The 23,650-nt window shown below is 63.6% G+C and carries 17 protein-coding genes and 4 pseudogenes; 6 read left to right on the forward strand and 15 right to left on the reverse strand.

Translation table 11 applies throughout. The annotated features are described in order from the left end of the window. Positions 1-137: 137 nt before the first annotated feature. The gene (locus RH858_RS03185; RefSeq protein WP_259533826.1) at positions 138-1,178 is read left to right on the forward strand and encodes a hypothetical protein; all 1,041 of its coding nucleotides are present in this window, start codon (positions 138-140) and stop codon (positions 1,176-1,178) included. An 80-nt stretch (positions 1,179-1,258) separates the two neighbouring features. On the opposite strand, the gene RH858_RS03190 is transcribed toward RH858_RS03185, so the two are convergent. From RH858_RS03190 to RH858_RS03235, 10 genes and pseudogenes are all read right to left on the reverse strand, one after another. Beyond that, the gene (locus RH858_RS03190) at positions 1,259-2,098 is read right to left on the reverse strand and encodes a hypothetical protein (protein WP_310561111.1); all 840 of its coding nucleotides are present in this window, start codon (positions 2,096-2,098) and stop codon (positions 1,259-1,261) included. Between the two features lie 139 nt (positions 2,099-2,237). Beyond that, positions 2,238-2,657, reverse strand: coding sequence for a NusA-like transcription termination signal-binding factor (locus RH858_RS03195; RefSeq protein ID WP_259533828.1), 420 nt, complete (start codon positions 2,655-2,657; stop codon positions 2,238-2,240). 6 nt (positions 2,658-2,663) lie between these two features. Beyond that, complete coding sequence (gene rpoA2 / locus RH858_RS03200) at positions 2,664-4,244, reverse strand: DNA-directed RNA polymerase subunit A'' (RefSeq protein WP_310561132.1); 1,581 nt, start codon at positions 4,242-4,244, stop codon at positions 2,664-2,666. Further along, a pseudogene (locus RH858_RS03205) lies at positions 4,236-4,499 on the reverse strand (DNA-directed RNA polymerase subunit A''); the annotation flags it as partial. The pseudogene RH858_RS03205 and the gene rpoA2, both read right to left, overlap by 9 nt. Beyond that, positions 4,492-5,871 (reverse strand): annotated as a pseudogene (locus tag RH858_RS03210) (DNA-directed RNA polymerase subunit A'); the annotation flags it as partial. The pseudogenes RH858_RS03205 and RH858_RS03210, both read right to left, overlap by 8 nt. 1,260 nt (positions 5,872-7,131) lie before the next feature. Next, positions 7,132-7,359 (reverse strand): annotated as a pseudogene (locus tag RH858_RS03215) (hypothetical protein); the annotation flags it as partial. After that, positions 7,354-8,910: pseudogene (locus RH858_RS03220) on the reverse strand (DNA-directed RNA polymerase subunit A'); the annotation flags it as partial. The pseudogenes RH858_RS03220 and RH858_RS03215, both read right to left, overlap by 6 nt. A 7-nt stretch (positions 8,911-8,917) precedes the next feature. Beyond that, positions 8,918-10,744, reverse strand: a complete 1,827-nt coding sequence (rpoB, locus tag RH858_RS03225) for a DNA-directed RNA polymerase subunit B (protein ID WP_259533830.1) — start codon at positions 10,742-10,744, stop codon at positions 8,918-8,920. A gap of 10 nt (positions 10,745-10,754) precedes the next feature. Beyond that, entirely contained in the window at positions 10,755-12,320 is a 1,566-nt protein-coding gene (locus RH858_RS03230; RefSeq protein ID WP_259533831.1) for a DNA-directed RNA polymerase subunit B'', read from the reverse strand. Then, positions 12,317-12,547: a DNA-directed RNA polymerase subunit H gene (locus tag RH858_RS03235; protein ID WP_259533832.1), complete on the reverse strand. Its 231-nt coding sequence runs from the start codon at positions 12,545-12,547 to the stop codon at positions 12,317-12,319. The genes RH858_RS03230 and RH858_RS03235 overlap by 4 nt, the downstream gene beginning before the upstream one ends. 246 nt (positions 12,548-12,793) lie before the next feature. Between RH858_RS03235 and RH858_RS03240 the strand changes: the two genes are divergently transcribed. Both RH858_RS03240 and RH858_RS03245 read left to right on the forward strand, forming a co-directional pair. Beyond that, positions 12,794-13,705: an MBL fold metallo-hydrolase gene (locus RH858_RS03240; protein WP_259533833.1), complete on the forward strand. Its 912-nt coding sequence runs from the start codon at positions 12,794-12,796 to the stop codon at positions 13,703-13,705. Positions 13,706-13,787: 82 nt separating this feature from the next. Beyond that, positions 13,788-15,761 carry a long-chain fatty acid--CoA ligase gene (locus RH858_RS03245; protein WP_259533834.1) on the forward strand — a complete coding sequence of 658 codons (1,974 nt, stop codon included), beginning with the start codon at positions 13,788-13,790 and terminating at the stop codon, positions 15,759-15,761. 62 nt (positions 15,762-15,823) lie between these two features. Here RH858_RS03245 and RH858_RS03250 read toward each other — a convergent pair whose 3' ends face one another. The 4 genes from RH858_RS03250 to RH858_RS03265 form a co-directional block, all read right to left on the reverse strand. Further along, on the reverse strand, positions 15,824-16,849 hold the full coding sequence (locus tag RH858_RS03250) for a hypothetical protein (protein ID WP_259533835.1): 1,026 nt from the start codon (positions 16,847-16,849) through the stop codon (positions 15,824-15,826). A 131-nt stretch (positions 16,850-16,980) separates the two neighbouring features. Next, on the reverse strand, positions 16,981-17,883 hold the full coding sequence (locus RH858_RS03255) for a permease (protein ID WP_310561112.1): 903 nt from the start codon (positions 17,881-17,883) through the stop codon (positions 16,981-16,983). Between the two features lie 120 nt (positions 17,884-18,003). Further along, positions 18,004-18,213 (reverse strand): hypothetical protein, encoded by a 210-nt coding sequence (locus RH858_RS03260; protein ID WP_259533837.1) that lies wholly within the window; start codon positions 18,211-18,213, stop codon positions 18,004-18,006. A 133-nt stretch (positions 18,214-18,346) separates the two neighbouring features. Next, positions 18,347-18,883 (reverse strand): DUF5815 family protein, encoded by a 537-nt coding sequence (locus RH858_RS03265; protein ID WP_259533838.1) that lies wholly within the window; start codon positions 18,881-18,883, stop codon positions 18,347-18,349. A gap of 179 nt (positions 18,884-19,062) precedes the next feature. Between RH858_RS03265 and RH858_RS03270 the strand changes: the two genes are divergently transcribed. The 3 genes from RH858_RS03270 to RH858_RS03280 all read left to right on the forward strand — a co-directional run bounded on the left by RH858_RS03270 (position 19,063) and on the right by RH858_RS03280 (position 21,539). After that, the gene (locus RH858_RS03270; RefSeq protein WP_259533839.1) at positions 19,063-19,878 is read left to right on the forward strand and encodes a shikimate dehydrogenase; all 816 of its coding nucleotides are present in this window, start codon (positions 19,063-19,065) and stop codon (positions 19,876-19,878) included. Positions 19,879-19,964: 86 nt separating this feature from the next. Next, a complete protein-coding gene (locus tag RH858_RS03275) occupies positions 19,965-20,489 on the forward strand; it encodes a helix-hairpin-helix domain-containing protein (RefSeq protein ID WP_259533840.1) in 525 nt (174 codons plus the stop codon). A gap of 102 nt (positions 20,490-20,591) precedes the next feature. Further along, positions 20,592-21,539: an ArsA family ATPase gene (locus RH858_RS03280; RefSeq protein WP_259533841.1), complete on the forward strand. Its 948-nt coding sequence runs from the start codon at positions 20,592-20,594 to the stop codon at positions 21,537-21,539. Positions 21,540-21,579: 40 nt separating this feature from the next. Here RH858_RS03280 and RH858_RS03285 read toward each other — a convergent pair whose 3' ends face one another. Further along, positions 21,580-23,454 (reverse strand): TIGR04190 family B12-binding domain/radical SAM domain protein, encoded by a 1,875-nt coding sequence (locus RH858_RS03285; protein ID WP_259533842.1) that lies wholly within the window; start codon positions 23,452-23,454, stop codon positions 21,580-21,582. Between the last annotated feature and the right edge of the window lie 196 nt (positions 23,455-23,650).

Genomic DNA, 23,650 nt, shown 5'->3' on the forward strand with positions numbered 1-23,650 from the left:
TGTTGCCGTCTTTCCCTTCGGGAGACGTTACTTTCCCTTCGGGAGACGTTATCAGGCGCGGTAACTTGACAATCATCTATAAATGTTCCCGCAAATACCGACGAAACGGGACAACCGACGTCCCGGGGTACGACGGCATGACAGACACCGACGCGCGAGGGGAGACGGACCACGAGGATGAAGACGAGATCGGCCGACTGTTTCCGTTCGAGGAGGACCCCGAAGATCCGGAACCCGACGCCGACGCCGACGCCGACGATTCCGAGGCGGACGAGGGTTCCAAACAGGATACCGACAGCACCAGCGAGACGCAAGGTGACGCCGCCGACCGGAGTTCCACCGCCGACCCCCCGGTCCATGGTGGAGCCGACGGTGAGCTGGATCTGGACGGGGACGTCGAACTCGGCGAGGAAACGCTCGGCCCCGTACCCGAATCCGGACCGACCAGTTCCCCGGGAGAGGAGTTCGATGGCGACCTGTCGACACTCGAGGACGACGCCCGAATCGAGAGAGAACAGCCGCCGGAACAGCCTGCTGGCAACCGGCTCTCGACGGGTATCGAACCGCTCGACCGACAGCTCGACGGCGGGATTCCGCCCGGCCGACTCGTCACGTTCGTCGCGCCACCCGACGCCCAAAGCGAGCTCCTGATAAAGGAGTTGGCCACCGAACGAAACACGCTGTACCTGTCGACGATCCGTCCGCGCTGGGAGATCGAAGAGGAGCTCAGGGATCACATCCAGCGAAATCACGACTCGGGCGACGCACGGGACGCCCGGATCAAACAGCTTCCCACGGACGCGAGGATCGAGACCGCGCGGACGTACATCGACGATCTCGAAAACCGGTCGCTTCTGATCGTCAACGCCGCAAACGAGCTCGAAAACGAGGCCGAACACAGGTACGCCGAGTTCCTGAACGCAGTCAAGGAGGCGCTGTGGGACACCGCGAGCATCGGCCTGTTCTATCAGATCAAAGACGAGCAGTCCCCGCCGGGTCGGACGATCACGCTGCGCCGGTCAGATCTGGTGTGGGAGCTGCACAAATCCATGCAGAACACCGGGATCGACAACTACCTCGAGGTGTCGAAGTTCCGCGGCGGCAGCGCTCTCGACGATCCTCTCAAGCTCAAACTCACCGACGAGGTCGAAATCGACACCAGTCGCGACATCGCCTGATAATGGGTATTGTAGTGATATACCGGCCGAGAATACTCAGTACGAGTGGCGTTTCCTCCGACCGCTGAGACGGTTCCCGATCAGTCGCTATCGCCGTCTTCTTCGCGGGCGTCTTCGACCCACGCCGGTTCTGGCAGCGTCGTCTCGCCGACTTCGAGGTACTCGCTAGTTTCGACGACGTGTACGTCCTGTCCGTCCGTTTCGCCATCGAACTCCTGGGTGAGTTCACGAATGATACCTCGTTCGTCGACGACGAGCGTCGCTTCGCCGTCTGTCACCGTCCCGGGAACGTCCCGGTCGCCCTCGAAGTCGGTTCCGGTGAACTGATAACAGGTCAGCTCCCCGCACTGCTGTGTCTCCTCGAACGTGAAGCTCCACTCGGAAATCGCCCCCGTTCCGGTACGTGCGTCGGAGCGCATCTCCGCTGTGAACTCGTCGGTCGACCGGTCGATCGAGTCGACGGAGTACTGGGTATCATCGCCGGCGATTTCGCGCACGTACATGGTGTCGCCCTCGGTGTAGAGAGTCAGCTGCTCGGGCGTGTCGCGGAACTCGTTGTCGAAGAGCTGCCGTTCGTGCTCGAGGTTCCAGGCTGTGTCGAGCGTCTGGTTTTCGAACCACGGGATCGGGTGATCCTCGCCGTCGTGGGACGTGGCGATCTCGGAGGCGACGGTGAAGCTTCCCGCGTCCATCACTGCCTCTATGTGCGCCCCCTCGAGCGCGTCGGCGTCGAGTTCGCCGTCTTCGATCCACGGCTGCTCTTCGGCCGCAGACTCGTCGTCCGTCTCGCCCGGCTCGGTCGCCGGCGTGTCGGTCGGTTCAGTCGGCGTCGCGTCCGGGTCGTCGCCCGGCGCGAGCGCGGTACAGCCCGCGGTGACCAGCAGAACTGCGACCGCGAGAATTGCAATCGTTCGTCGCATGGCTCGTCTGCGGGGCCCCCGGTACAAAATCGCAGCGATCACAGCTGCCAGTCAACTGCTCCGGGGTCACCCCCCGAGGCACGCTCCCTGTTATCTCTGTAGAAACCGCTCCCCGGAAAAACGGCGGGTCGGGCTCCAGCTACGTGAGCTGGACGTCGTCGACGTCGTGATGCCGCCCCGCGAGCCGGCGTGCCGCCTCGATGTTCCGCCCGTCGGTGCCGATCGCGACCCCGCGGTCGGCCGGCTCGACTTCGACGTACGCCACCCGATCGTTCTGCTCGGAGATCGTCACGCCCCTCACCGCTGCCGGTGCGAGCGCGTTCGCCACGAACGCCTCCGGCGTCTCGGCGTACTCGACCAGCTGGACCTGCCGCCCCAGCTCCGCTTGCACGCGATCGACTGTCCGGCCGCCCGGTCCGATCGCCTCGCGCATCTCACCGGGCGGGACGACAAACACCAGACGGTCCTCCTCGACCAGGCAGTCGCGCGGCGCAACCCCCGTCAACTCGTCGAAGCGACCGATGTACCTGCGTGCCGCATCCGAGAGGGTCACCCGCATCGCCGATCAGTCGTCCGACCTGGGGGCGGAGCCGCCAGTCGTCCCCATCCGGAGATCGACGTCGCCGGTGCCAAGCGAGATCGGCTTGCCGACGATGACGTTCTCGATGACGCCGTCGAGTTCGTCGCGCTCGCCGTGGATCGCAGCGTCGAGCAGGTGGTTCACCGTCACCTCGAACGCCGCCCGGGCGAGCACGGAGTCCTTCGAGCCGGAGATGCCGTGGCGACCGATCGACTCGATCGTACCCCGGTTCGTCATGATGTCTGCCACCAGCATCAGGTGCCTGACGTTGACGTCGCCCAGCCCCTGCTCTTCGAGGGTGGTGTTCGTCTCGTTGATGATCGCCTCGCGGGCCGCCTCGACGCCCAGCGTCCGGTAGATCTCGTGGATGTTGTTACACGTCGTCCGGGTCGGATCGACGCCCTCGATTTCGAGGACGTCGCCGAACGCCGACCCCTCGGTGTAGAGGACGAACTCCTCGCCGTCGTCGGTCTCCTCCTTCCGGATGACGACGCGGTCGACCTCCTCGATCCCCTTGAAGACGACGTCGCGCAGCTGTTCGACCAGCTGGAGCAGCTGTCGATAGGAGGGGCTCGGCGGGCCGAACTCGACCAGCGTCCCCTGCTGGCGGGTGTCGACTCCCAGCGCGTCTTCGATCGTCTCGGCGATCTCTTCTGCCACGACGTTCGGGTCGTCGTAGGTCGGCCAGCGCTCCAGCAGCGTCTCCTCGTTGAGGTCGATCTGGACGAGCATGTCGGCGACGTTCGTCGAGACGTCCCCAAGCGCGAGGATCTTCGTCGCTTCGATCGACCACACCACCTCGTGGGCTTTGTCGCGGTTGTCCGCGTACTCGCCCTCGAGATAGACGGTCATCATCGGCGTGTCGGGGGTCTTCCGGGCGTCCACCAGCTCGATGAGGCGTGGCAGGCCCTGGGTGACGTCGATCTCGGCGACGCCGGCGTAGTGGAAGGTGTTCATCGTGTTGTGCGTCACGACGCCTTCCGCGGTGGTGAACGTCTCCAGGCCCTCGACGGAGAGGTCGTACACGTACTCGTGCCCGCTGGTGACCGGCTCGATCGACTCGATCCGATCCCAGGCGACAGTTTCGGCATACTGGTCGACATTTGCGGTCGGCGACGCAGCCACACCGCCGTCAGTCAACGTCTGTTCGGATTCGAAATCTGTGAAATCGGCACGTGCGATTTCCGGATCGAACTCGCCGACGACAGGGAGCTCCTCGCCTTCCTCAAGGGAGTCGCCGGCTACCGGCACGATCTCATCGTTCTCTTTAATCACGAACGAGTGGGCCTTCGTCGCCCGAATCGTTCGGCCGGATTCGAGTTCGAACTCCAGCAACTCGTCGGGAGTCTCGTGTCGACTGACTTCCTCGACAGCTTTCCACCGCACCTGTTCGTCTTCACCGAGGCTCAGTGCTTCCATGCCATCGGGGGCCAGCGCAACTTCGTGTCCGTCAAACGTTCGCGTCTCTCCGGACTCCATGACGTCGTCGACGAGCGTTCCGATATCGACGATGTCGGTCTCACCGTCCTGTCGGACGATTATCCGTTCATCGGCCGGGACGCTCATCTGCGTTCCCGGCTCCCCGATCGACTGGGCGCTGACGGTTCCCACTGGATCGAGCGGATCGACCCGCGTCTGGCGGTAGCGGTTCTCGACCGCTTCCGCGATATCGCTCGCCTGTTCGATGCTGACCGAGCCGTACTCGCCGGCCTTCCGGTCGATGGTCGCGTACACCTCGTCTTTGAGGCGACGCGGGAGTTCGGTGTCCTCGACGATCGCCTCCATGTCCTCGGTGACGTTGGGGTAGTCGGCTTCAGTCATCGGATTCCACCTCCGTATCGAGGCCCTGTGCTTTGTCCAGGCCCGGACCGGCGTACTCCGAGAGGTTCGTCGGCGGCTCCCGGCGACCCAGGAACTCCTCGCGCTCCTCCTCGGAGTCGAACTCCGCTTCGAGCACCCTGTCTGCGATCTGGTCGACGTCGATGTCGTTGTCCTCGCTGGAGGAGACCCGCACCGGGGAGGTGCCGTCCTCGCCGAACTCGAACTGGACGATCGTGTCCGAGGTGTCCCGGACGGTGCCGTCGTACTGCGCCTCCAGTTCCGAGAGTGCGTTGATCAGCCGGCGCTGCAAGTAGCCGGACTTCGAGGTCCGAACCGCCGTGTCGACCAGCCCCTCGCGGCCGCCCATCGCGTGGAAGAAGAACTCCTTGGGCGTGAGCCCGCCCCGATAGGAGTTCTCGACGAAGCCGTGAGCGTCCGCCGAGAGGTCGTTCGGCTCGAAGTGCGACAGCGTCCGGTCCTCGTAGCCGCGATTGATCCGCTCGCCGCGCACTGCCTGCTGGCCGACACAGCCGGCCATCTGGGTGAGGTTGAGCATCGAACCGCGGGCGCCGGACTGGGCCATCACGACCGCCGGGTTGTCCTCCGTAAAGTGCTGTTCGGCGATGTCGCCGGCGGAGTCGCGTGCCTTGCCCAGCGTCTGCATGATCTTCATCTCCAGCGTCTCGTCGACCGTCCGGCCGGGAAGGCTCTCGAGTTCCCCGACCTGGTACGTTTCGATGAGCTCCTCGACCCGGTCGTAAGCGCTTTGAATCGCCTCGTTGACCTGCTCTTCGGCCTGCTGTGGGATCGACTCGTCGTCGATCCCGATCGAGAAGCCGAAGTGCATGATCGCCCGCATCGCCAACGCGGCGACCTCGTTCACGAACACGCGGGCGCGGGTCTCCCCGTACACCTTGGTGATGGTGTCGACGATCTCGCCGCCGAACTCGCCGACCCCCTCCGAGTCGATCGTCCCCTCGAGCAGCTCGCCGTTCTCGATGACGACTGTGTCGCCGGCCTCGCTCGTGAACTCCATCGTCAGGTCGTCGGGGAGCAGCAGCGAGAAGATGCTCCGGCCGGTCCAGTAGGACCCCTGCTCGTTTTCGCCGTCCGGCTCGGGGAGGTCGTCGATCCGGGTCGCACGCAGCAGGTCCAGCGCCTGCGTCTCCGTGAACTCCGGATCCTCGTGGGTGAGCAGATACATCCCGGAGATGTGGTCCTGGATCGCCCCGATAATGTTCTCGCCGAACCGGGGGCTGAGGATCTGCTCTTGAACCCGCATCAGTACCCGCGCCTCCGCGCGGGCCTCCTCGTTTTGCAGCGCGTGCATGTTCATCTCGTCGCCGTCGAAGTCGGCGTTATAGGGTGGGCAATTGCTTCCGACAAATTCGTTCGTAATAAACCGGTGCGCGTCGTCAACCGTGGTGACGTCGTACACGCGTTCTTCGGGGACCTCCTCGATCGCTGAGATCGGTTCCCGGATTAGACCTTCGCTCTCGTCGACGACGCGGTCGCTCTTCCAGACGTCATACCCCGGGAAGTCGTTCGCTCGCGGCTGAACGATGTCACGCTGTCGCCAGCGCCTCACTCGCTTCGGATCCACGTCGTGCTCTTCGGCGAGTTCGGTTAGCTCCCCGTATTCCCCGTTCGCGGTGCGTGCAGCCGTCGCGATCCTCGCGAGCCGGTCGAGTTCGTCGATCTTCTCCGATAGATACGCGTACGCGAAGCGTGCCTCCGCGTCGGCTGCCCGGTTGTACGTATAGCCGATGCGGCCAAAGAGGTTCCGAAGCGCCTCCTGTCCGGCGTCGAGTTCGGCCGATAGCGTCGTCGAGATGGACCCGTCAACGCGCCGGTTTCCGTCGTCCTCGCGGACGTTCGAGATGCGGGTTCCGAACTCCTCAAGGAGTTCGTTCACGTCCCCGATGAACCGGCGTCCGGAATCGAACACATCGTCGGTCTTGGCGACTTTGAAGACGGGCTGTTTGAACAGCTTCGATCCTCGCGGTGCCGGTGTCGAGAGTTCGGCGCCGAAGTACGCACTGAGGAAGTTCCGCTTGACGGCTTTCGGGCCGGTCATAACCCAGTCGGGAACGGTGAACTCTGCGGTCGTCTTGTCCCCGGCCGGCACACCCAGCGCGGCCATGAACGTGGCCAGGGGCTTGCTGCGAAGTTCCATCGCGTAGCCGCCCCCGGACACGTCGACCGTCGAACCGTCGGCCGCGACGATCTGTGCTTCGTTTTCCTTGTACCGGGGGTCCTCGGGTTCGAAGCCGAGGCGTTCGAGATCCATCCGGATCTCCCCCAACTCCTCTCGAGGGGCCCGGAAGATCAGTCGGGCACGGTGTCCGTCGAGTTCCAGCGTCCCGTCACCGAACAGATGGCCGATCAAACGGGCGGCGGCGACCCCATTCCGTGAGTGAACGTCGAACGGGAGCAGTCCCTCGAGGTTCTCGAGAGTGTACTCGAGATACGTTTCCGGGGGGGCAGCGGCCCGGATGTCCCCCTCGGTTATGGCGGTCTGTTCCCGTGCGTCGGGCTCGAACTCGGGGAGGTCGATCGGACGCCGAACCAGGCGGTCGCCTTCCGACAGTTCTTCGACTCGAACGAGGCCGTCGGGCGTCTGGAGCGGATGGTCCGACGTGGCGACGATCTCGCCGCCCGACGCCGTCTCGATCCGATTGACGCTAGCCCCGTAATCGCTCGGTCGAAGCGACCAGAAGTCCTGCAGGCCAGTCCCCCTGAGTTCGCCGTCCCCGGGATCGTACGTAGAGACGACCTCCTCGTTCCAGTCGTTCTCGAGGTTCTCGATCCGACGTTCGTAACCGCCACAGTCGACCCGCGTATCCCCGGCCACGCACACAGTCGTGTTGAGCCGGAACGTCTTGTACGGCATCACCACGACCTCGTGAGCCATGATCGACATCCGGTGCAGCGACGGCTGCCGGTTGAAGATCACGATGTCGCCGTCGACCAGGTGACGGTTGACCTCCCAGTCGACTTCGACCTTATCGGCGAGTTCCTCGCAGTTCTTCTCGGTGACCTTCAGCCGACGACCGTCCGGCCGTCGGACGTAGTTCGCACCGGGGTGGTCTTCGGGACCGTTCCTGACGTACTGTCTGGCCCGGTCGAGGTTCCGTTCGGTCACGTTCATCGTCTGGGTCATCTCCTTTGCGACCCGGTCCGGAACGCCGACCTCGTTCAGCGAGAGGGTCGGGTCCGGCGAGATGACCGTCCGGGCGGAGAAGTTCACGCGCTTGCCGGACAGCGAGCCCCGGAAGCGCCCCTCCTTGCCCTTCAGTCGCTGAGAGAGCGTCTTGAGGGGGCGACCCGACCGGTGACGTGCCGGCGGCGTGCCGGAGATTTCGTTGTCGATGAACGTCGTGACGTGGTACTGGAGCAGTTCCCAGAGGTCCTCGATGATGAGCTGTGGCGCGCCGGCCTCGCGGTTCTCCATGAACCGCTGGTTGATCCGGATGATGTCGACCAGCTTGTGGGTGAGATCGTCCTCCGAGCGCTGGCCGTTGTCTAGCGTGATCGACGGCCTTGCGGTCACCGGCGGTACCGGCAACACGGTGAGGATCATCCACTCCGGCCGGGAGGTCTCGGCGTTGATCCCGAGCACCTCGAGGTCCTCGTCCGGGATGTCCTCGAACCAGTCGCGGATGTCGGAGGGCATCAGCTTGTTCATGTCCTCCTCGGTGAGGTCCACGTCGAGTTCTTTCTCCAGGCTCCGACGGTCCTCCTTCCGGGGGCGGAACTCGCCAGAGAGGATCTGATTGACCCGTTCGAGGGCGATGTCCGTTTCTTCGGCGAGCTCCTGGGGCGAGATCCCGCGGTCGTCCTCGTCGTCGGGATCGGGCTGCATCGCGTCGGCGATGCGCTCGGAGTAGTTCCCGGCCAGGACGTCCTGGACCTCGTAGTAGGTCGTGGGCTTTTCGTGTTTGATGTCCGCCTGCGGCGACCCACAGTGGGGACAGCGACTTGCCTTGCGAGCCTGCCGCACCGCCGCTTTCAACACGTCGTTGGGGTCGTTCCCCAGCTCCCGAGTCCGTTCGAGTTTCTCGCGGAACTCCTCCATCTCGTCGGGCATCAACGCGAGCCGTCCACACTCCCTGCAGGTCGACCGCAGGAGCCGGCGGATCAGCTTCGCGAATCCGACGTGGATCACCGGCGCGGCGAGTTCGATGTGTCCGAAGTGGCCGTTACAGGAGCCGGAGTGTTTGCCGCAGGTGCGACACTCCAGACCCGGATCGATGACGCCGAGACGGGGGTCCATGAGCCCCATGTCGATCGGGTAGCCGTCGTCGTCGTACGTGTCCGCCGTGATGACCTTCGTCGCGGACATGTCCCGATACGTCTCCGGATCCATCAGTCCGAAGCTGATTCCGCCGATCGTTTTGGGTGATTGCATTGCCATGTTAGACTGCGTCCTCCAGTTCGAGCTTCGGCCGGATGCCGAGCGCCTTCATCTCGTCGAGCAGGAGCTTGAACGCGTAGCTCACCTCGATCTCGTGGATGTTGTCGTCGTTGCCGGTGATCGGATCGTACACGCGGCGTTGCTCGACGTCCTCGACGGCGACCATCCCCGTGTCCGCGGAGACGTACACGTCCTCTCTGTCAGAGGAGTCGAGCAGCCGTTCCTTCAGCGCCATCGCGGCGCCGTGCCCGATGAGCACCTCACGTTCCATCTCGCCGACGCGCAGGCCACCCTCCCGGGCGCGCCCCTCCGTCGGCTGGCGGGTGAGCACCTGCACCGGCCCGCGGGAACGGGCGTGCAGCTTGTTCGAGACCATGTGGTACAGCTTGTGATAGAAGATGGTCCCGACAAAGATCTCCGCCTCGATCTTCTCTCCGGTGACTCCGGAGTACATGACCTCCTTTCCGCTGGAGTCGAAGCCGTGCTCCTCGAGCGCCTCGCGGAGTTCCTCTTCGTCCTCGCCCTGGAACGGCGTCCCGTCGACGCGGCGGCCCTCGAGGGATCCGACCTTGCCCCCGAGCATCTCCAGCACGTGGCCGACCGTCATCCGAGACGGAAGCGCGTGGGGGTTCAAAACGAGGTCCGGCACCACGCCCTCCTCGGTGAACGGCATGTCCTCCTGTGGGGCGAGGTGACCCACGACTCCCTTCTGTCCGTGTCGCGAGGCGAACTTGTCCCCGAGTTCGGGGATCCGCTCGTCGCGTACCGACACCTTCGAGAGTTTCGAGCCGTCCTCGCCCTCCATCAGGGTGACGGTGTCGACCACGCCGTCCTCGCCCGATCGCATGGTCACACTGGTTTCGCGCCGTTTCTGCGGGGAGAGCCCGCCCATGTCGTCGGGCTCCTCGAGGAACCGCGGCGGCGACGTCTTCCCGAGCAACACCGAGTTCTCGTCGACCGGCGTCTCGGGGTTGACGAGGCCGTCCTCGTCGAGATGGGTGTATGCGTCCTCTCCGCGTGCGCCACGGACGTCCTGACTGGGGATCTCGAAGCGGTCCTCCTGCCCGCCGGGGTAGCGGCGTTCCTCGCCCTCGTAGGTCCGGAAGAAGTGCGACCGGGCGAGCGCGCGGTCGACAGATCCCTTGTTCATCACCAGCGCGTCCTCGATGTTGAACCCCTCGTAGGACATCACGGCCACAACGAAGTTCTGGGCTGCGGGCCGCTTGTCGAAGCCGATCTGATCGCTCGTCTGGGTGTTCACCATCGCGAGCTGCGGGTAATGCAGGAGGTGCTGGCGGGTGTCCGGACGGATCCGGTAGTTCGCCGCCGGCAGGCCCAGCGACTGTTTCATCATCCCTGCCCCCATCGTAATACGGGGCGATGCGTTGTGCTCTGGGTAGGGGATCATTCCGGCGCCGATCCCGAAGATGAGCTGCGGGTCGACCTCGAGGTGAGTGTGTTTCGGCGTTAGCTCGTCCTCGTCGACGGCGACGTAGATGTCCTCCTCCTCCTCGGCGTCGATGAACTCGACGTAGCCGCGTTCGACGAGGTCCTCGAAGTCGATGTCGCCGCGTTCGAGCGCCTCGACGTGTTCCTCCTCGAGGAGGGGTTCGCCGTCCTCGACGACGATGAGTGGCCGTCTCGCCCGACCGGCGTCGGCGTTGACGATGACCTCCTTGGTTCGGGGATTGACCGAGACGTTCACCATCCGGGAGATGTCGCCGCGGCGGCGCGCCTCCCTGATTCGTTCTGCGAGCTGTTCGGGGTCGGGATGTGTTCCGACCAGACTGCCGTTGACGAAAACTTTCGCGTCGCGTGCCTGAGCCATGTTGTTGTAGTTAGTCGTCCGCCGTCGTTCGTTCGACGCCCTCGATTCCCGGGATCTCCTGGACCCCCATGGACGCCAGTTCCCGTTTGAGCCGCTGTTCGTCCTCGACGTTCTCCGACAGCTCCATCGCCTGCGCGAAGTTCTTCACCAGCCCACAGTTGGGGCCCTCGGGCGTTTCGGAGGGACAGATCCGTCCCCACTGTGTGGCGTGCAGGTCCCGTGCCTCGAAGTGGGGCTGTGAACGGGACAGCGGGGAGCGAAGCCGACGGAGATGCGAGAGAACGCCCATGTAATCGGTCCGGTCGACGAGCTGGGAGACGCCCGACCGGCCCCCCACCCAGTTACCCGTCGCGATCGGGTGTTCGAGCCGCTCGGTCAGGACGTCGGAACGGACGACCGTGCTGACCGTGAGGTTCCGGTTGCGCATGTTCGCCCGTTCGAGCTGGTATTTCACGTCGCGAGCGAGCTTGTTCAGCGCCGTCCGGAACAGGTCGGTCATCAGGTCTCCGGAAACCTTCAGCCGCTTGTTCGCGTAGTGGTCCTTGTCGTCGGCCTCCCGACGGCCGAGCGCAAGCTCGAAGCAGGCCTCCGCCATCCGGCAGAGGTAGTACGCCTTGTTGATCCGGACGTCCTCCTCGTCGACGCCCTCCTCGTGGAGATGCGGCAGCAGATACCGGTCGATTACGTAGTTGGCCCGCTTGAGCTGGTAGTTTTTGCCCTGGCCGGATGCGACGCGCTTGCCGAGCGTTTCGATGGCCTCCTCCTCGGTCTGGACTTCCGCCTCCTCCAGGTTCTCCAGCATGAACTTCACGATTTCCGGGTCGTCGGAGACCCGGTGAACGATCTCCTCGTCGGACTCGAGCCCGAGGGCGCGAACGAGCGTCACAAAGTTGATCGAGCCGGACACGGAGGGGAACGACACCTCGAGGATGCCGTCTCGGGTCCGTTCACACAACACGAGCGCGCGGTACCCGCGGCGCTGTGAGAACGTCTTCGCGACCTGGATCTCGTCGCCGTACTTGGTGTCGTACTCCGCGAGGATCTTGTTCGGCGCGAGGTCCTCGCTGGTCATCAACACGCGCTCGGAGCCGTTGACGATGAAGTAGCCGCCGGGATCGACGGGGTCCTCGCCGATGTCGATCCGTTCGGTTTCGGAAAAGCCCGCCATGTTGCACTTCTTCGATCCGACCATGATCGGCATCCGGCCGACCTTCGTCTCCGTGGAGTCGACGACGGTCTCCGGCTCCTCCTCGCCGCCGCGGACGATCGACATCTCCATGAACACCGGCGCGGCGTAGGTGATGTTCCGAAGACGTGCCTCCTGGGGGTACAGCAGTTCCTCGCTGCCGTCCGCCTCGCGCACGCGGGGGGTCGCAACCCGGACGTCGCCGAGTTCGACGTAAACGGGCTCTTGTCCCTCCTTGTCGCCGATGTCCGTGTCGATCGTCTCTTTCTCGTCGACGACCTGCTGCATCCCCCGGTCGAGGAAGTTGTTGAACGACCGGAAGTGGTGTTCGGCGAGCCGTTCCTCCGAGAAATACTCCCGCGAGATGACGCGTCTGTCCTGTCTGTTCATTCAACCACCAGTCGATACACGACTGCTCGGTCCGTCGTTCGGGAGTCCCGAATCACTTTCACCACGTCGCCGGGCTCTGCACCCTCGGGCAACGCGGGATCTGTACGCTTGATCTTGGGCAAATTCGTCTTCCGGACGTTGTACTCCTCGAGGACTTCCTCGACCGTCGAGGGATCATCGAGGAGAACGTGCTCCGGGACGAGTTCGTGTTGGCTTACGTCTACCATGGGTCTGGCTCGCTGTGGGGAGAAGCGGTCACGAGATACTACAGTCGATTAACAGGGCCACTCATTTAAGCGTTGCCAACCGCGACAGAAACGACCAGCTCATCGGACCGCGACGTGACAACTCGAAACATGAATGCGATAGGTAAAAAAGGTGACGCCGAACGCCCCGTTCGGACGGCGTCGTGGCGTCGTACTGCCGGAATCCGGAGGGAACGTTTTAAGCTCGCCCCAGCGAGCATCCGATACATGGCACGAGGCGAGCTGGAAACCGTTCCCGAAACGGAAGGAATATTTTACTACGATACGGGCATGTACGACGCCGACGAGTACGGATCGGTGTACGTCGTCGACGCCGAGGAGCCGGCCGTGATCGACACCGGCATCGGAACGAACCGCGAGGGACTGTTCGACGCGATCGAGGAGGCGCTCTCCGGGCGCGACCCGGCGTACGTCCTGCCGACACACGCCCACCTGGACCACGCTGGCGGTGCCGGCTATCTCGCCCGACGATATCCGGACGCGACCGTGCTCGCCCACGAACGGGCGGTCCCACACCTGATCGACCCCGAGCGCCTCGTCGAGGGAACGAAGGCCGCCGTCGGCGACCAGTGGAACTACTACGTCGAACCCGCCCCGGTCCCGGAGGATCGGATCGAGGGACTCGAAGACGGCGACGCCGTCGATCTCGGCGATCGGACGATCGACGTCCACGAAGCGCCCGGCCACGCCCCCCACCAGGTCGTCTTTCACGACCGGACGGCCGACGCGGTGTTCACCGGCGACGCCGCCGGGATCTACGTTCGCGACACCGACGAGATCAGGGTTACCTCCCCGCCCCCACAGTTCCACGCCAAACAGTGTATCGACGACGTCAAGCTGATCCAGACCCTCGAGCCCGAACTGCTCTGTTTCGGCCACTTCGGACCCCGAGAGTACGACGAAGGGCTGCTCGACGAGTACAAGCGATCGCTCGTGGAGTGGGTCGAAGCAGTCAAACAGAAACGCCGCGAACTCGGCGACGACGATGCCGTGATCGACCACTTCGTAAAGTACGCCAGCATCGTCGACGCCTGGGGTGAAGAGAAGAGCCGCGCGGAAGTCAGGCTGAACACGCGGGGCGCAATCGCGTATCTGGAGTACGTCGGCGAGGACGCCTGACTGCTCCCGAGGAGGAGTAGCGACGGAAGATAAACAGAAAACAGCCCAATTGTTTATTATAGATGAGCGAGAGTTTCCGAGCATGGACTGGAAAGGAGCCGAAGAGACGTACGAGAGTCCCGTACTCGGGACGGAAACGATCCCTCGAACGTTCGAGGAGAGCGTTTCACGGAACGCCGAACGGGTCGCTCAACGATACAAGGGCGGGGTGTACGACCGATCACTGGTGGCGGCAGGGGTGATTCCGGCGGCGGAGTCAGGCGGGTACAGCGACCTCACCTACGAAGAGATGCGCGAAATCGTCCGTCGGCTGGCCGCCGGATTCCGCGAGCTCGGCGTCGAGGCGGGCACCCGAGTGTCGATCTTCGCTCACACGCGCATGGAGTGGGCACAGACGGACTTCGGGGCGCTTGCCGCCGGCGGGATCGTCACCACCGTCTATCCAACCTCGTCGCGGAGCCAGTTGGCGTATCTGCTGGGGGACGCAGGATCGGAGGTCGTCGTCGCGGAGAACGAGCGCTTGCTCGAACGGACCCTCGCGGTGATGGAGGAGGAGCACGTCGACGTAGAGCACGTCGTCGTGATCGACGAGGTCGACGGGTACGACGACCACGAGGAGGTGATCACCCTCGGAAAGTTACACGATCGGGGCGCATCGGCGTTCGAGGAGGCCGACTACGACTCCTGGCTGGACGAACGGAGCGTCGACGACACCGCGAGTCTGATCTACACGTCGGGAACGACGGGTCAGCCGAAAGGCGTCCAGCTCACCCACCGGAACTTCCGGGAGAACGTAAACCAGTGTTATCGGCGGTTCGGTCCGCGTCCGGACCGCGATCCCGACGTGCCGGTCATCGACGCCGACGCCACGGCACTTTCGTTCCTGCCGCTCGCGCACGTCTTCGAGCGGCTGGCGGGTCATTATCTGATGTTCGCCGCCGGCGCAACCGTCGCGTACGCTGAGAATCCCGACACGCTCAGGGAGGATCTGAGTGTCGTTCGACCGAACGTGATGACGAGCGTTCCTCGGGTGTACGAGAAGCTGTACGCCGCTATCAGGGAGCAAGCCAGCGAGTCACCGGTCAAACAGCGGATCTTCGAGTGGGCGACCGACGTGGGCCGGGAGTATCACGCTTCGGAGAACCCGGGACCAGTGTTGAACCTGAAACGCTCGCTGGCAGACACGCTCGTCTTCTCGAAGGTGCACGAGGCGCTGGGCGATCGCATCGAGTTCTTCATCTCGGGCGGTGGGTCGCTCTCGGCGGACCTGTGTGCGCTGTATCACGGGATGGGGCTCCCGATCTACGAGGGATACGGGCTCACCGAGACCTCGCCGGTGATCGCGGTGAACCCACCGGAGAACCCACAGGTCGGAACGATCGGACCGCCGGTCGTCGACACCGAAGTAAAACTCGACGAGAGCCTCGTCGGGGAGGACGTCGCGAAAGACGCAGACGGACAGGTGGGCGAGCTGCTGGTCCGGGGCCCGCAGGTGTGTGGCGGCTACTGGAACAAACCAGACGAGACCGAAGCGGCGTTCGACACCGACGAGGAGGGCCGGGAGTGGTTCCGGACCGGAGACATCGTCGAACAGCGGGACGACGAGTACATCGTCTTCCGGGAGCGTGCAAAGCAGTTGCTCGTGCTCTCGACCGGAAAAAACGTCGCGCCGGGACCGATCGAGGACGCCTTCGCCGCAAACGAGTTCGTCGAACAGTGCGTCGTGATCGGCGACGGTCAGAAGTTCGTCTCCGCGTTGATTGTCCCCAACTTCGAGCGCGTCATTGAGTGGGCCGACGATCAGGGACACGACGTCCCGGACGATCGGGGGGAACTGTGTCGGGACGAACGCATCCACGACCGAATCGACCGGGAAGTAGACGAGGTAAACGAACGATTCGAGGAGCACGAGCGGATCAAGCAGTTCCGACTCGTTCCCGAGGAGTTCACCGAGGAGAACGATCTGTTGACGCCGACGATGAAAAAGAAGCGTCGGAACATCCTCGATCGGTTCTCGGACAAAATCGAGATGATCTACGAGGAACCGGTGGGGTAGCGCCCGGAACCGAAACGCGTCGCGCCAGTCCACCGCCGTCGCGCCAGTCCACCGCCGTCGCGTCAGTCCTCCGCTTCCACTTCCGTCGGCTCTTCCTGGGCGGGCTGTTCCTCTTCCTCCGAGCGGGCCGCCACCAGCGCCCCGCTGGCGACGCTGTAGAGCGGTTCGTCCGCTTGCCGGACGTCGCTGATCGAGAAGGGGATCGAGGCGTCCTCGAGGTGGTCGGCGAACAGTTCCTCGAATCCGGCGGGGCTCGAGGTACCGCCAGTGACGACGACGGGAACGTCGAGCCCCTCCTCGACGTCCTCCTCGTCGACCTCCCGGGAGATGTGCTCGATGACGTAATCCAGCAGGTTCTCGTAGTAGATCGCCAGCGCCCCCTCGACGCCGCCGACGTCCGTCCGGAAGTCGAGCTTGAAGTCGTCTTCCTTGATCGTGGTCACCTTGTCGACCGGCGTGCCGGTCGCCTGGGCGCTCTGTTCGTCGATCCAGTCGCCACCGCGGGCGATCGAGAACTTCATCACCGGCACCGCGTAGTAGGCGAGACAGACGTTGGTCATGCCCGCGCCGAAGCTGACGCCCAGGCCGGTGAAGTTGTTGTCCGCGAGCTCCGAGTAGATCACGGCCATCCCCTCGTTGATCGGCTCGGGATCGTAGCCCATGTCGCCCAGCATCGACTCGAGCGTCTTCTGGTGGTACAGCGTCGAGAGGTCCGAGTCGATTGGGTCCGCCGGGCTGGAGTAGAACAGCCGCTCGTCCTCGAAGGAGGGTTCGCCGACGACCTGCTCCGTGATGAGCTTGATCATGGGAATCGCTGACGACTCCTCACTGGAGAGGATCCCGTGCTGCATGGGACGGCGGGTCTCCTTGTTGAAGATGTTCGCGAAGTTCAAGGCGTCGTCGCCGACGACGTACACCTTGTCGTCCTTCCGGATGTGAAGGACTTCGCTGCGCGAAAGCATCTGCTCGGCCATGTCACTGTACTCGATCTCCACGAAGGAGTTGCGCTGCTGTACGAACACCGTCTCGGTAGCGTCCTGCCGCGCCGAGAGAATGTTCATCGTACCGACGTCGAGTCCCTTTGCCATGCTCGTAGAATCAGAGGCGTGGGTCATAAATATTGGTTCTCCCCAAAAGTCATGCAGTCCGCTCTCGCGCGGAGGAACCCGACCAGAACTAATCCCCCATTAAATGAGATTAGGGGGAGCCAGAAACTGGACTATAACCGGTCTTTGATCCGGTCGAACAAGCTGTCAGGTTCGCGTTCGACTTCGCGTTGCTGACGCTGCTTTTTGAGCTCCCGGAGTGCTGAGGCCTGGTCGTCGGTTCCGGTACCGCTCGCGGTCTGTTTCTCCCCGCCCTGCAGACGTCTCAGCCCGGACACCGCGTCGTCGACTGCGTCGCCGCTCGACCGGGCCGTCTTGGCCGAGTCGACCTCGAACCCGCGTCCGTCGATCTCCTCTGTCCCCGTGTTCAACTCGAGCCGGCGCGTCTCCGACCGTTCGATACCGCCCCAGGAAAGTTCTGCATCGCCGAGTTCGCGCTCGATGTCTGCACGCACCTGTTCGTCCGTGACCGCCTCGCCGTCGTCGGGGACGTCAGCCGCCGAACTCCCAGCAGCTGCAGCTTCCGGCGCGACATCGGGAGCAGCCCGCTGGACGCTGTGGGCGACGAGCGCTGCGCCGGTGGCAGCGACGACGCCTGCGAGTCCGAGACTGTAGATTCCCGCGCCGGTCGCGCTGTAGTCGGGAGCCCCCGAGACGTTCCAGTGGTACGGATACGCCCAGACGAACAGCCCGATCGCTGCCAGACAGACGACGCTGCCGGCACCGGTGAGATACAGCGCCCGCCTGTCGACTGGAAGCAGAACGACGACACCCGAGAGCAGCGCCGGTAATCCCACCGCCCCCGCGACGGCCGCGACCTGTCTGACGGCGTACAGCCCCATTTCGTCGGCGGTGATCCCGTCGCTCACGAGAAAGAGGACGACGCCCGCGAACCCGATGGCGATCCCGCCGAAGAACAGTGCAAACCCCGCATATATGTCGACCGCCTCCTCCGGGTCACCGACGTATTCGCGGTAAAGCCGGACGAGACGACCGTCCTCTTCGGAGGTTTCCATACGCCCCCCTACAAACTCGATTGGCATGATTGTTCCCCCCGTCGGGACGACGTGGTTGTGACGGTGCCTCGGTAGTCTCCGGAAAACAGTTCGTTCGACGAGCCGGCAGCGACGCTGCCCTCAGGTGTTGAGGCGATACCGATACGGGTTGTCGGTGATAACCTCGACCTCGCCGCGGCGAGCCCAGCGGCCGAGGACGGTTGCGACACGGTGTGTGCTGTCGATTTCCTCGTCGTCGAGCAGCGCGAGGATCTCCCGCGCTGTCAGCGGCTCTTCGGCGTCGGCCAGCACACCCCGTATCCGTTCGAACTCTCGCTGTCGGGTGTGCATATGTCTTACACACGTTCCGTATTCACATATAATTCAGTGAGACAGGGGTCATACACGTGTCAGACACCGGTTTCGGCGGAATACGGGATCGACATCCACCCACGGTCACAGTCCCCTCTCGACAGCCGGCTCGTTATCGGTCGTCGTACGGCGACTCCGCCTCGAAGTTGCGATCTGCGCGGTACTCCTCGACGAACTCTTCGACGTCGAACTCCAGCATCTGTCGTTCGAACTCCGAAAGCTCATCCTCGTCCCCGTGACTGACCGCATGTTCCATCAGTTCGACGATCAGTTCGACGATGATCTCGTGGAGCCGGCGGGAGTCGAACTCCGAGACCCAGAGGAGGCCACAGCCGACGTCGGGCTCGTCGGTCGCGTCGTGTGACACGACCGATCCCGGGAACTCCTCGATTACCATACCCATTACATGCGGCATGTCGAACTCGGACAGCTCCTCGCTCGTCGTCTCCGTCACCTCCCGGAGGATCTCCACCAGAAACTCCGGCAGGAACCGCGTCGCGGGATGGACATCCATCACGACGGCGTGTGTGGCGCCACAATCGCAGGCTAACTCCCGCATCCCAAGATCGAGGTCAGTGACAGCGATAGCTTCGCCACAGGGAAGTTCGAGTCTATCGTCCGACTCCCCCGGAACGCGCGGCTGGCTCATACAGGGTCTTGGACCGGTCCCGTAAAAGGTGAGCGTTCCCCAGGGCTACGACGAGTCCGATCAAAAGAAGCGGTTCGACCGGTCCCGTAAAAGGTGAGCGTTCCCCCTTCCGAGAACGTTCTCCGCCCCCGGAAGCTCGCCCCGGACAACTCATATGGCTGGGCGACGACGCCACGGCCATGCAGGTGTACGGACTGGTCGGAAATCCGGTCGGGCATTCACTCTCGCCCCCGATGCACGAGGCCGCATACGACGCGTGCGGGCTGGACGCCCGCTACGTCACGTTCGAACCCCACGCCGACGCGATCGCGGCGGCAATCGACGGGGCCGAAACACTGGGCATCGATGGGCTCAACGTCACGATCCCGTTCAAGGAGGACGCGCTCGCGGCAGTCGACGCCGACGATCTCGCCGCCCGCGTCGGCGCGGTCAACACGATCGATTTCACCGAAGCGGGACCGAAGGGGTACAACACCGACACCGACGGCGTCAGACGGGCGTTCGCCCACCACGACGTCGGGCTCCGCGGGGCCGAGGCGGTCGTCGTGGGCGCCGGCGGCGCCGGCCGTGCGGCGGCCTTCGCGCTCGGGGACGCCGGCGCGGCGGTACACATTACAAACCGGACCGCGGAACGGGCGGAGACGCTCGCGGACGCCGTCGAGGGAACGACAGACCGGACGGTCACCGCCGGTGGGCTCGACAGCCTTTCGGAAACCGTTCCCGACGCCGACGTGCTCGTCAACGCCACGAGCGTCGGCATGGAGTCCGACGAGACCCCCGTCGACGCGGCCCTCCTGCACGGGGGGCTCGCAGTGCTGGATGCAGTGTACACACCGCTGGAAACCCGGCTGCTCCGGGACGCGGAGGCAGTCGGGGCGACGACGATCGACGGGGCGTGGATGCTGCTTTATCAAGGCGTCGAGGCCTTCGAGATCTGGACCGGCGAACGAGCCCCAGTCTCCCGGATGAACGAGGCGCTTCGAGCTCACCTGTGAGGACCGCGTCGGCCGAAACTGGAAACCGGCAGCACGCGACGACGTCGGCGGACGTTTAAATAGTCCCCTGCCGTACGCATCTCGTAATGGCGCTCCTGCAGAAACTGAAAGAGCTTCTGGGTATCGGCGGAGGCGACGACAGGACGGAACGTGGCGACACCGAAGTGACCGTAGAGCGGGATCCCGATCCCGAATCCGGGCCCGAGCCCGAATCCGGGCCACCGGGAGAAGCAGACGAAGGCGAGGGGGCTGACGACGAATCGACCGACGAGACTCCCGAAGGACGCGAAGAACCGACCGGAGAAGCCGACGGCGAGGAACCGACCGGTGAGGCCGACGAAGACGCAAAAGAGGATCGAACGGAAGACCACGAAGACGACGGCGACGCGGACGAGACCGCCGGCGAGGAACTCGCCGAAGAATCCGACGACGGGGAGCCGGTGCAGAAGATAAAGGGGATCGGCCCGGCGTACGCGGACCGTCTCGGAGAGATCGGCATCCACACGGTCCCACAGCTCGCTGCGGCCGACCCCGGAGCAGTCGCCGAGGGGGCGAAGGTCGGCGAAGGACGGGCGAGTACGTGGATCGAACGGGCAAACGAACAGCAGTAGCAGTCCCCCGGTTTCTTAAGTCAGTACCCGTTCGAATCGAGTCAAGCCCGCGCGATGGGAACTGTCGAAGCGCCCATATGCCGACCGGGGGAACGCCCGAACATGACCTCGCTGAGTGATCTCGAAGACGGCCCCCGGATGGTCGCAGTGACGGGGAAAGGAGGGGTCGGAAAGACGACGTGTTCGGCTGCGGCCGCGGTGCAGTTCGCCCGCGCCGGACAGCGCACGCTGTTGCTGTCGACCGACCGGTCGCCGTCGCTGTCCGATATCCTCGAAAGAGACGTGTTCGGCGAGACAACGTCTGTCGACGGGGTCGACCGTCTGGACGCTGTGGAGATGGACTACGAACGGCTACGAGAAGACTGGAAGCAGACCTACGGCGAGGACATCTATCACGTCTTCTCGTCGTTTCTTGGCGTCGGCAGGGAGGTCATCGATTACGCCGCGAAGGCGCCGGGGGTCGTCGAGGAGTTCGTCATGAGCTACATTCTCGATCGGTTCGAGGGTGACGTCTACAACCGGATCGTCTGGGACACGGCACCGGCCGGGAGCACGATCTCGCTTCTGGAGCTGCAAGAGGAGTTCTACGAGCACCTCGGAACCGCACCGAAGATATACGCCGATCTCCGGTCACTCGCCCGGGGAGAAATAAAAAAGCGACCCGGCGAGCTGTTCGACGAGTGGCGCGAACTCGCCGCCGACTGTCTGGAGATGGTCCAGGGGGACGGAACGGCGTTCGTGGTCGTGACGATCCCGGAAGGGCTCGGCGTCAACGAGACCGACCGAATCATCGACGACCTCGAGGACCACGATCTCGAGGTCCGACGGGTCGTTGCGAACATGGTGCTTTCGGACGTCACCGAGGAAGACTGTACACACCATCGCGAGCGCGCAGAAATGCACGCGGAGTACATGGACGTCCTCCAGGATCGATACGCCGACGAGTACGGGCTGGCAACCGTGCCGCAACTCCCCCGGGAGGTAAAAGGGCTGGAAGCGATCGAAACGGTCGCAGACACGCTGTTCGACGCGTCCGAATCGCTGGAGTGACGTCCGACCGCGTCGGTGCCGTCCGAGTGTCGCCGTCCCGTCACCGACGGCCGGGATCTCTCGAGGTGCTCGCAGCGACGGTGTCCGAGGGAGCCCGTATCGATCGGATCAACATTCTCGCACCGAGCGTTCCGAGCGAAAGGACGCTCCGGAGCCCTTCGTTCGTCCACGTAAGTTCGTCGTTCCCACAGATACTGTACTCCCCGAACTCGCCGAGTTCGTCGTGGAGCTGAGCGAGCCGGTCTTGCTGTTCCGATTCGGGGAGCTGGACGATCTCGTCGACGGTAGCGATCACCTCCTGAGACTTCTCGAGCCGGGTTTTGACGTCGTGGTACGTCTCCGCGTCGATCACGCCGAACTCGTGTTTGAGTTCGTTCATCCCGAACGCGGCGTCGTAGGTCGCCTCGACGATCTCGTCGCGGGTCATCCACTCGGTTTCGTAACTCAGCATGTGTTTCCAGCTGGGCTGGAGAAGCTGTTCTCGGTGGTCCTCGAGCGTCTCACAGAACCGTCGATATCCGTACTCTTCGGGGTTTTCGAACCCCGGACTTCCCGGATCGAGAAACGGCGCGAGCGGTGCGGTGAACGGTGCGATCCGCTCGTCGTCGATCGTCTCGAAGAGGTGGCGGGCGTACGTCACGTCGCCGACCGCGTCGTCGTACGTCTGCTGGGGTAATCCGACCATGAAAAACAGGTCGATCTTGTTACAGCCGTGGTCCAGCGCCAGCTCCAGGGTTCGTTCCAGCTCCTCGTTCGACGTCGCGAACTTCCCGACGTTCTGTCTGACGGTTTCGTCGTGCGACTCGATGCTGAGCTGGAGACTGTAGTTCTCGGTCGCGCGATCGAACAGTTCGAACAGTTCCTCGTCTGCCGGGCCGAACAGTTCGAAAATGAACTCGTTTTCCACGTCGACCCCCTCTAAGAGCCGGAGAAACTCCCTCGCGAAGTCAGGGCCCCCCATGCGGATGTCGTGGATGACGAAGATCGGCCCTTTCGAGAACGCAGTGATGTCTCTGATGTCACGGACCAGCTGCTCCGGCGATCGAAACGCCGGTGAGGAGCGGTTGACCACTTCCCGATAGGCGCTGCACGCGCCGCCACAGAAGGTGCAGTCCCGAGCACATCCCCGGGAGGTCAAAAGCAGCGTCACCGGATCGTCGAGCCAGTTGCGATACGGGATCGTCTTCTTGATGCTGCCGTACTTCACGACCGACCTGAGAACGTATTCGTAGGAAGGAATCGAGACGTAATCGAGGTGAGATGGGACGAACTCGAGTGGATTGACCACGGTCTCGCCATCCTCCTTCCAGGTGAGGTTATCCACCTCGTGGAGGCTGCCGCCGTTCTCCAGGCGGTCGACCAACTGCAACATCGGCTCCTCGGTCGAATCGCCGCGGACGACGTAATCGACACAGTCGTACTCGATCAACTCCTCGTGGTAGTACGAGGAACTCAATCCCCCGAAAATCACGGGGGAATCCGGGTGATACTTCTTGACGAGACGAGCAATTTCGATGGATCCGTGGGAGTGGGGCAGCCAGTGAAGATCGATCCCGAAGTACTTCGCCTGCGACCGCTCGATCTCGGCCTCTGCGTCGTAGTCGGCGTCCGAAAGCATCTGGTTCGCGAGATTGACAATCTGGACGTCGTGGCCGTTCTCCTCGAGGTAATCCGCTATACTCGTTAGCCCGACGGGATACATTTCGAACACCGGTGACGACGGGATGACGTCGCTGATCGGACCGAAAACCTCCGTACGGTTCCGGAAGTCGTAGACACTGGGCGGGTGAAAGAAGACGAGATCGGGCGTAGAACGGAACGGTGAAGCGCGTGCAGCAACAGCTTTGCCCGCTTTTCGAACCGTCCGCAGTGGCGAGAGGCCGCCGCCGGAAGAGTTGATAGTATCGTTAGTCACGAGGAATCCCTCACGCCCGAAATGAGGCCGGACGAACCCATAACTGAAGCGGCTATTCCAGCTAAACGACAATAGCGACGGCGTCGAACCTACTTCGGCTATTAAAACATAGCGATAATCAACTGAAATCGAGGAGCGGATTCCCAATAGATGAGAATTTGTTGTCCATTTCAATTAATATAAACGTTAATAATGA

It is taken from the genome of Halalkaliarchaeum sp. AArc-GB, from assembly GCF_031432225.1.
In the GTDB taxonomy this organism is placed as follows: domain Archaea; phylum Halobacteriota; class Halobacteria; order Halobacteriales; family Haloferacaceae; genus Halalkaliarchaeum.

Coding starts and splice junctions, on each gene's coding strand:
- RH858_RS03275 (WP_259533840.1), top strand. CDS start 19,965: ATGGCGCTCCTGCAGAAACTGAAAGAGCTTCTGGGTATCGGCGGAGGC.
- RH858_RS03250 (WP_259533835.1), bottom strand. CDS start 16,849: ATGGCAAAGGGACTCGACGTCGGTACGATGAACATTCTCTCGGCGCGG.
- RH858_RS03245 (WP_259533834.1), top strand. CDS start 13,788: ATGGACTGGAAAGGAGCCGAAGAGACGTACGAGAGTCCCGTACTCGGG.
- rpoA2 (WP_310561132.1), bottom strand. CDS start 4,244: ATGAGCGTCCCGGCCGATGAACGGATAATCGTCCGACAGGACGGTGAG.
- RH858_RS03195 (WP_259533828.1), bottom strand. CDS start 2,657: ATGCGGGTGACCCTCTCGGATGCGGCACGCAGGTACATCGGTCGCTTC.
- RH858_RS03240 (WP_259533833.1), top strand. CDS start 12,794: ATGGCACGAGGCGAGCTGGAAACCGTTCCCGAAACGGAAGGAATATTT.
- RH858_RS03255 (WP_310561112.1), bottom strand. CDS start 17,883: ATGGAAACCTCCGAAGAGGACGGTCGTCTCGTCCGGCTTTACCGCGAA.
- rpoB (WP_259533830.1), bottom strand. CDS start 10,744: ATGGCTCAGGCACGCGACGCGAAAGTTTTCGTCAACGGCAGTCTGGTC.
- RH858_RS03270 (WP_259533839.1), top strand. CDS start 19,063: ATGCAGGTGTACGGACTGGTCGGAAATCCGGTCGGGCATTCACTCTCG.
- RH858_RS03230 (WP_259533831.1), bottom strand. CDS start 12,320: ATGAACAGACAGGACAGACGCGTCATCTCGCGGGAGTATTTCTCGGAG.
- RH858_RS03280 (WP_259533841.1), top strand. CDS start 20,592: ATGACCTCGCTGAGTGATCTCGAAGACGGCCCCCGGATGGTCGCAGTG.
- RH858_RS03260 (WP_259533837.1), bottom strand. CDS start 18,213: ATGCACACCCGACAGCGAGAGTTCGAACGGATACGGGGTGTGCTGGCC.
- RH858_RS03185 (WP_259533826.1), top strand. CDS start 138: ATGACAGACACCGACGCGCGAGGGGAGACGGACCACGAGGATGAAGAC.
- RH858_RS03235 (WP_259533832.1), bottom strand. CDS start 12,547: ATGGTAGACGTAAGCCAACACGAACTCGTCCCGGAGCACGTTCTCCTC.
- RH858_RS03265 (WP_259533838.1), bottom strand. CDS start 18,883: ATGAGCCAGCCGCGCGTTCCGGGGGAGTCGGACGATAGACTCGAACTT.
- RH858_RS03190 (WP_310561111.1), bottom strand. CDS start 2,098: ATGCGACGAACGATTGCAATTCTCGCGGTCGCAGTTCTGCTGGTCACC.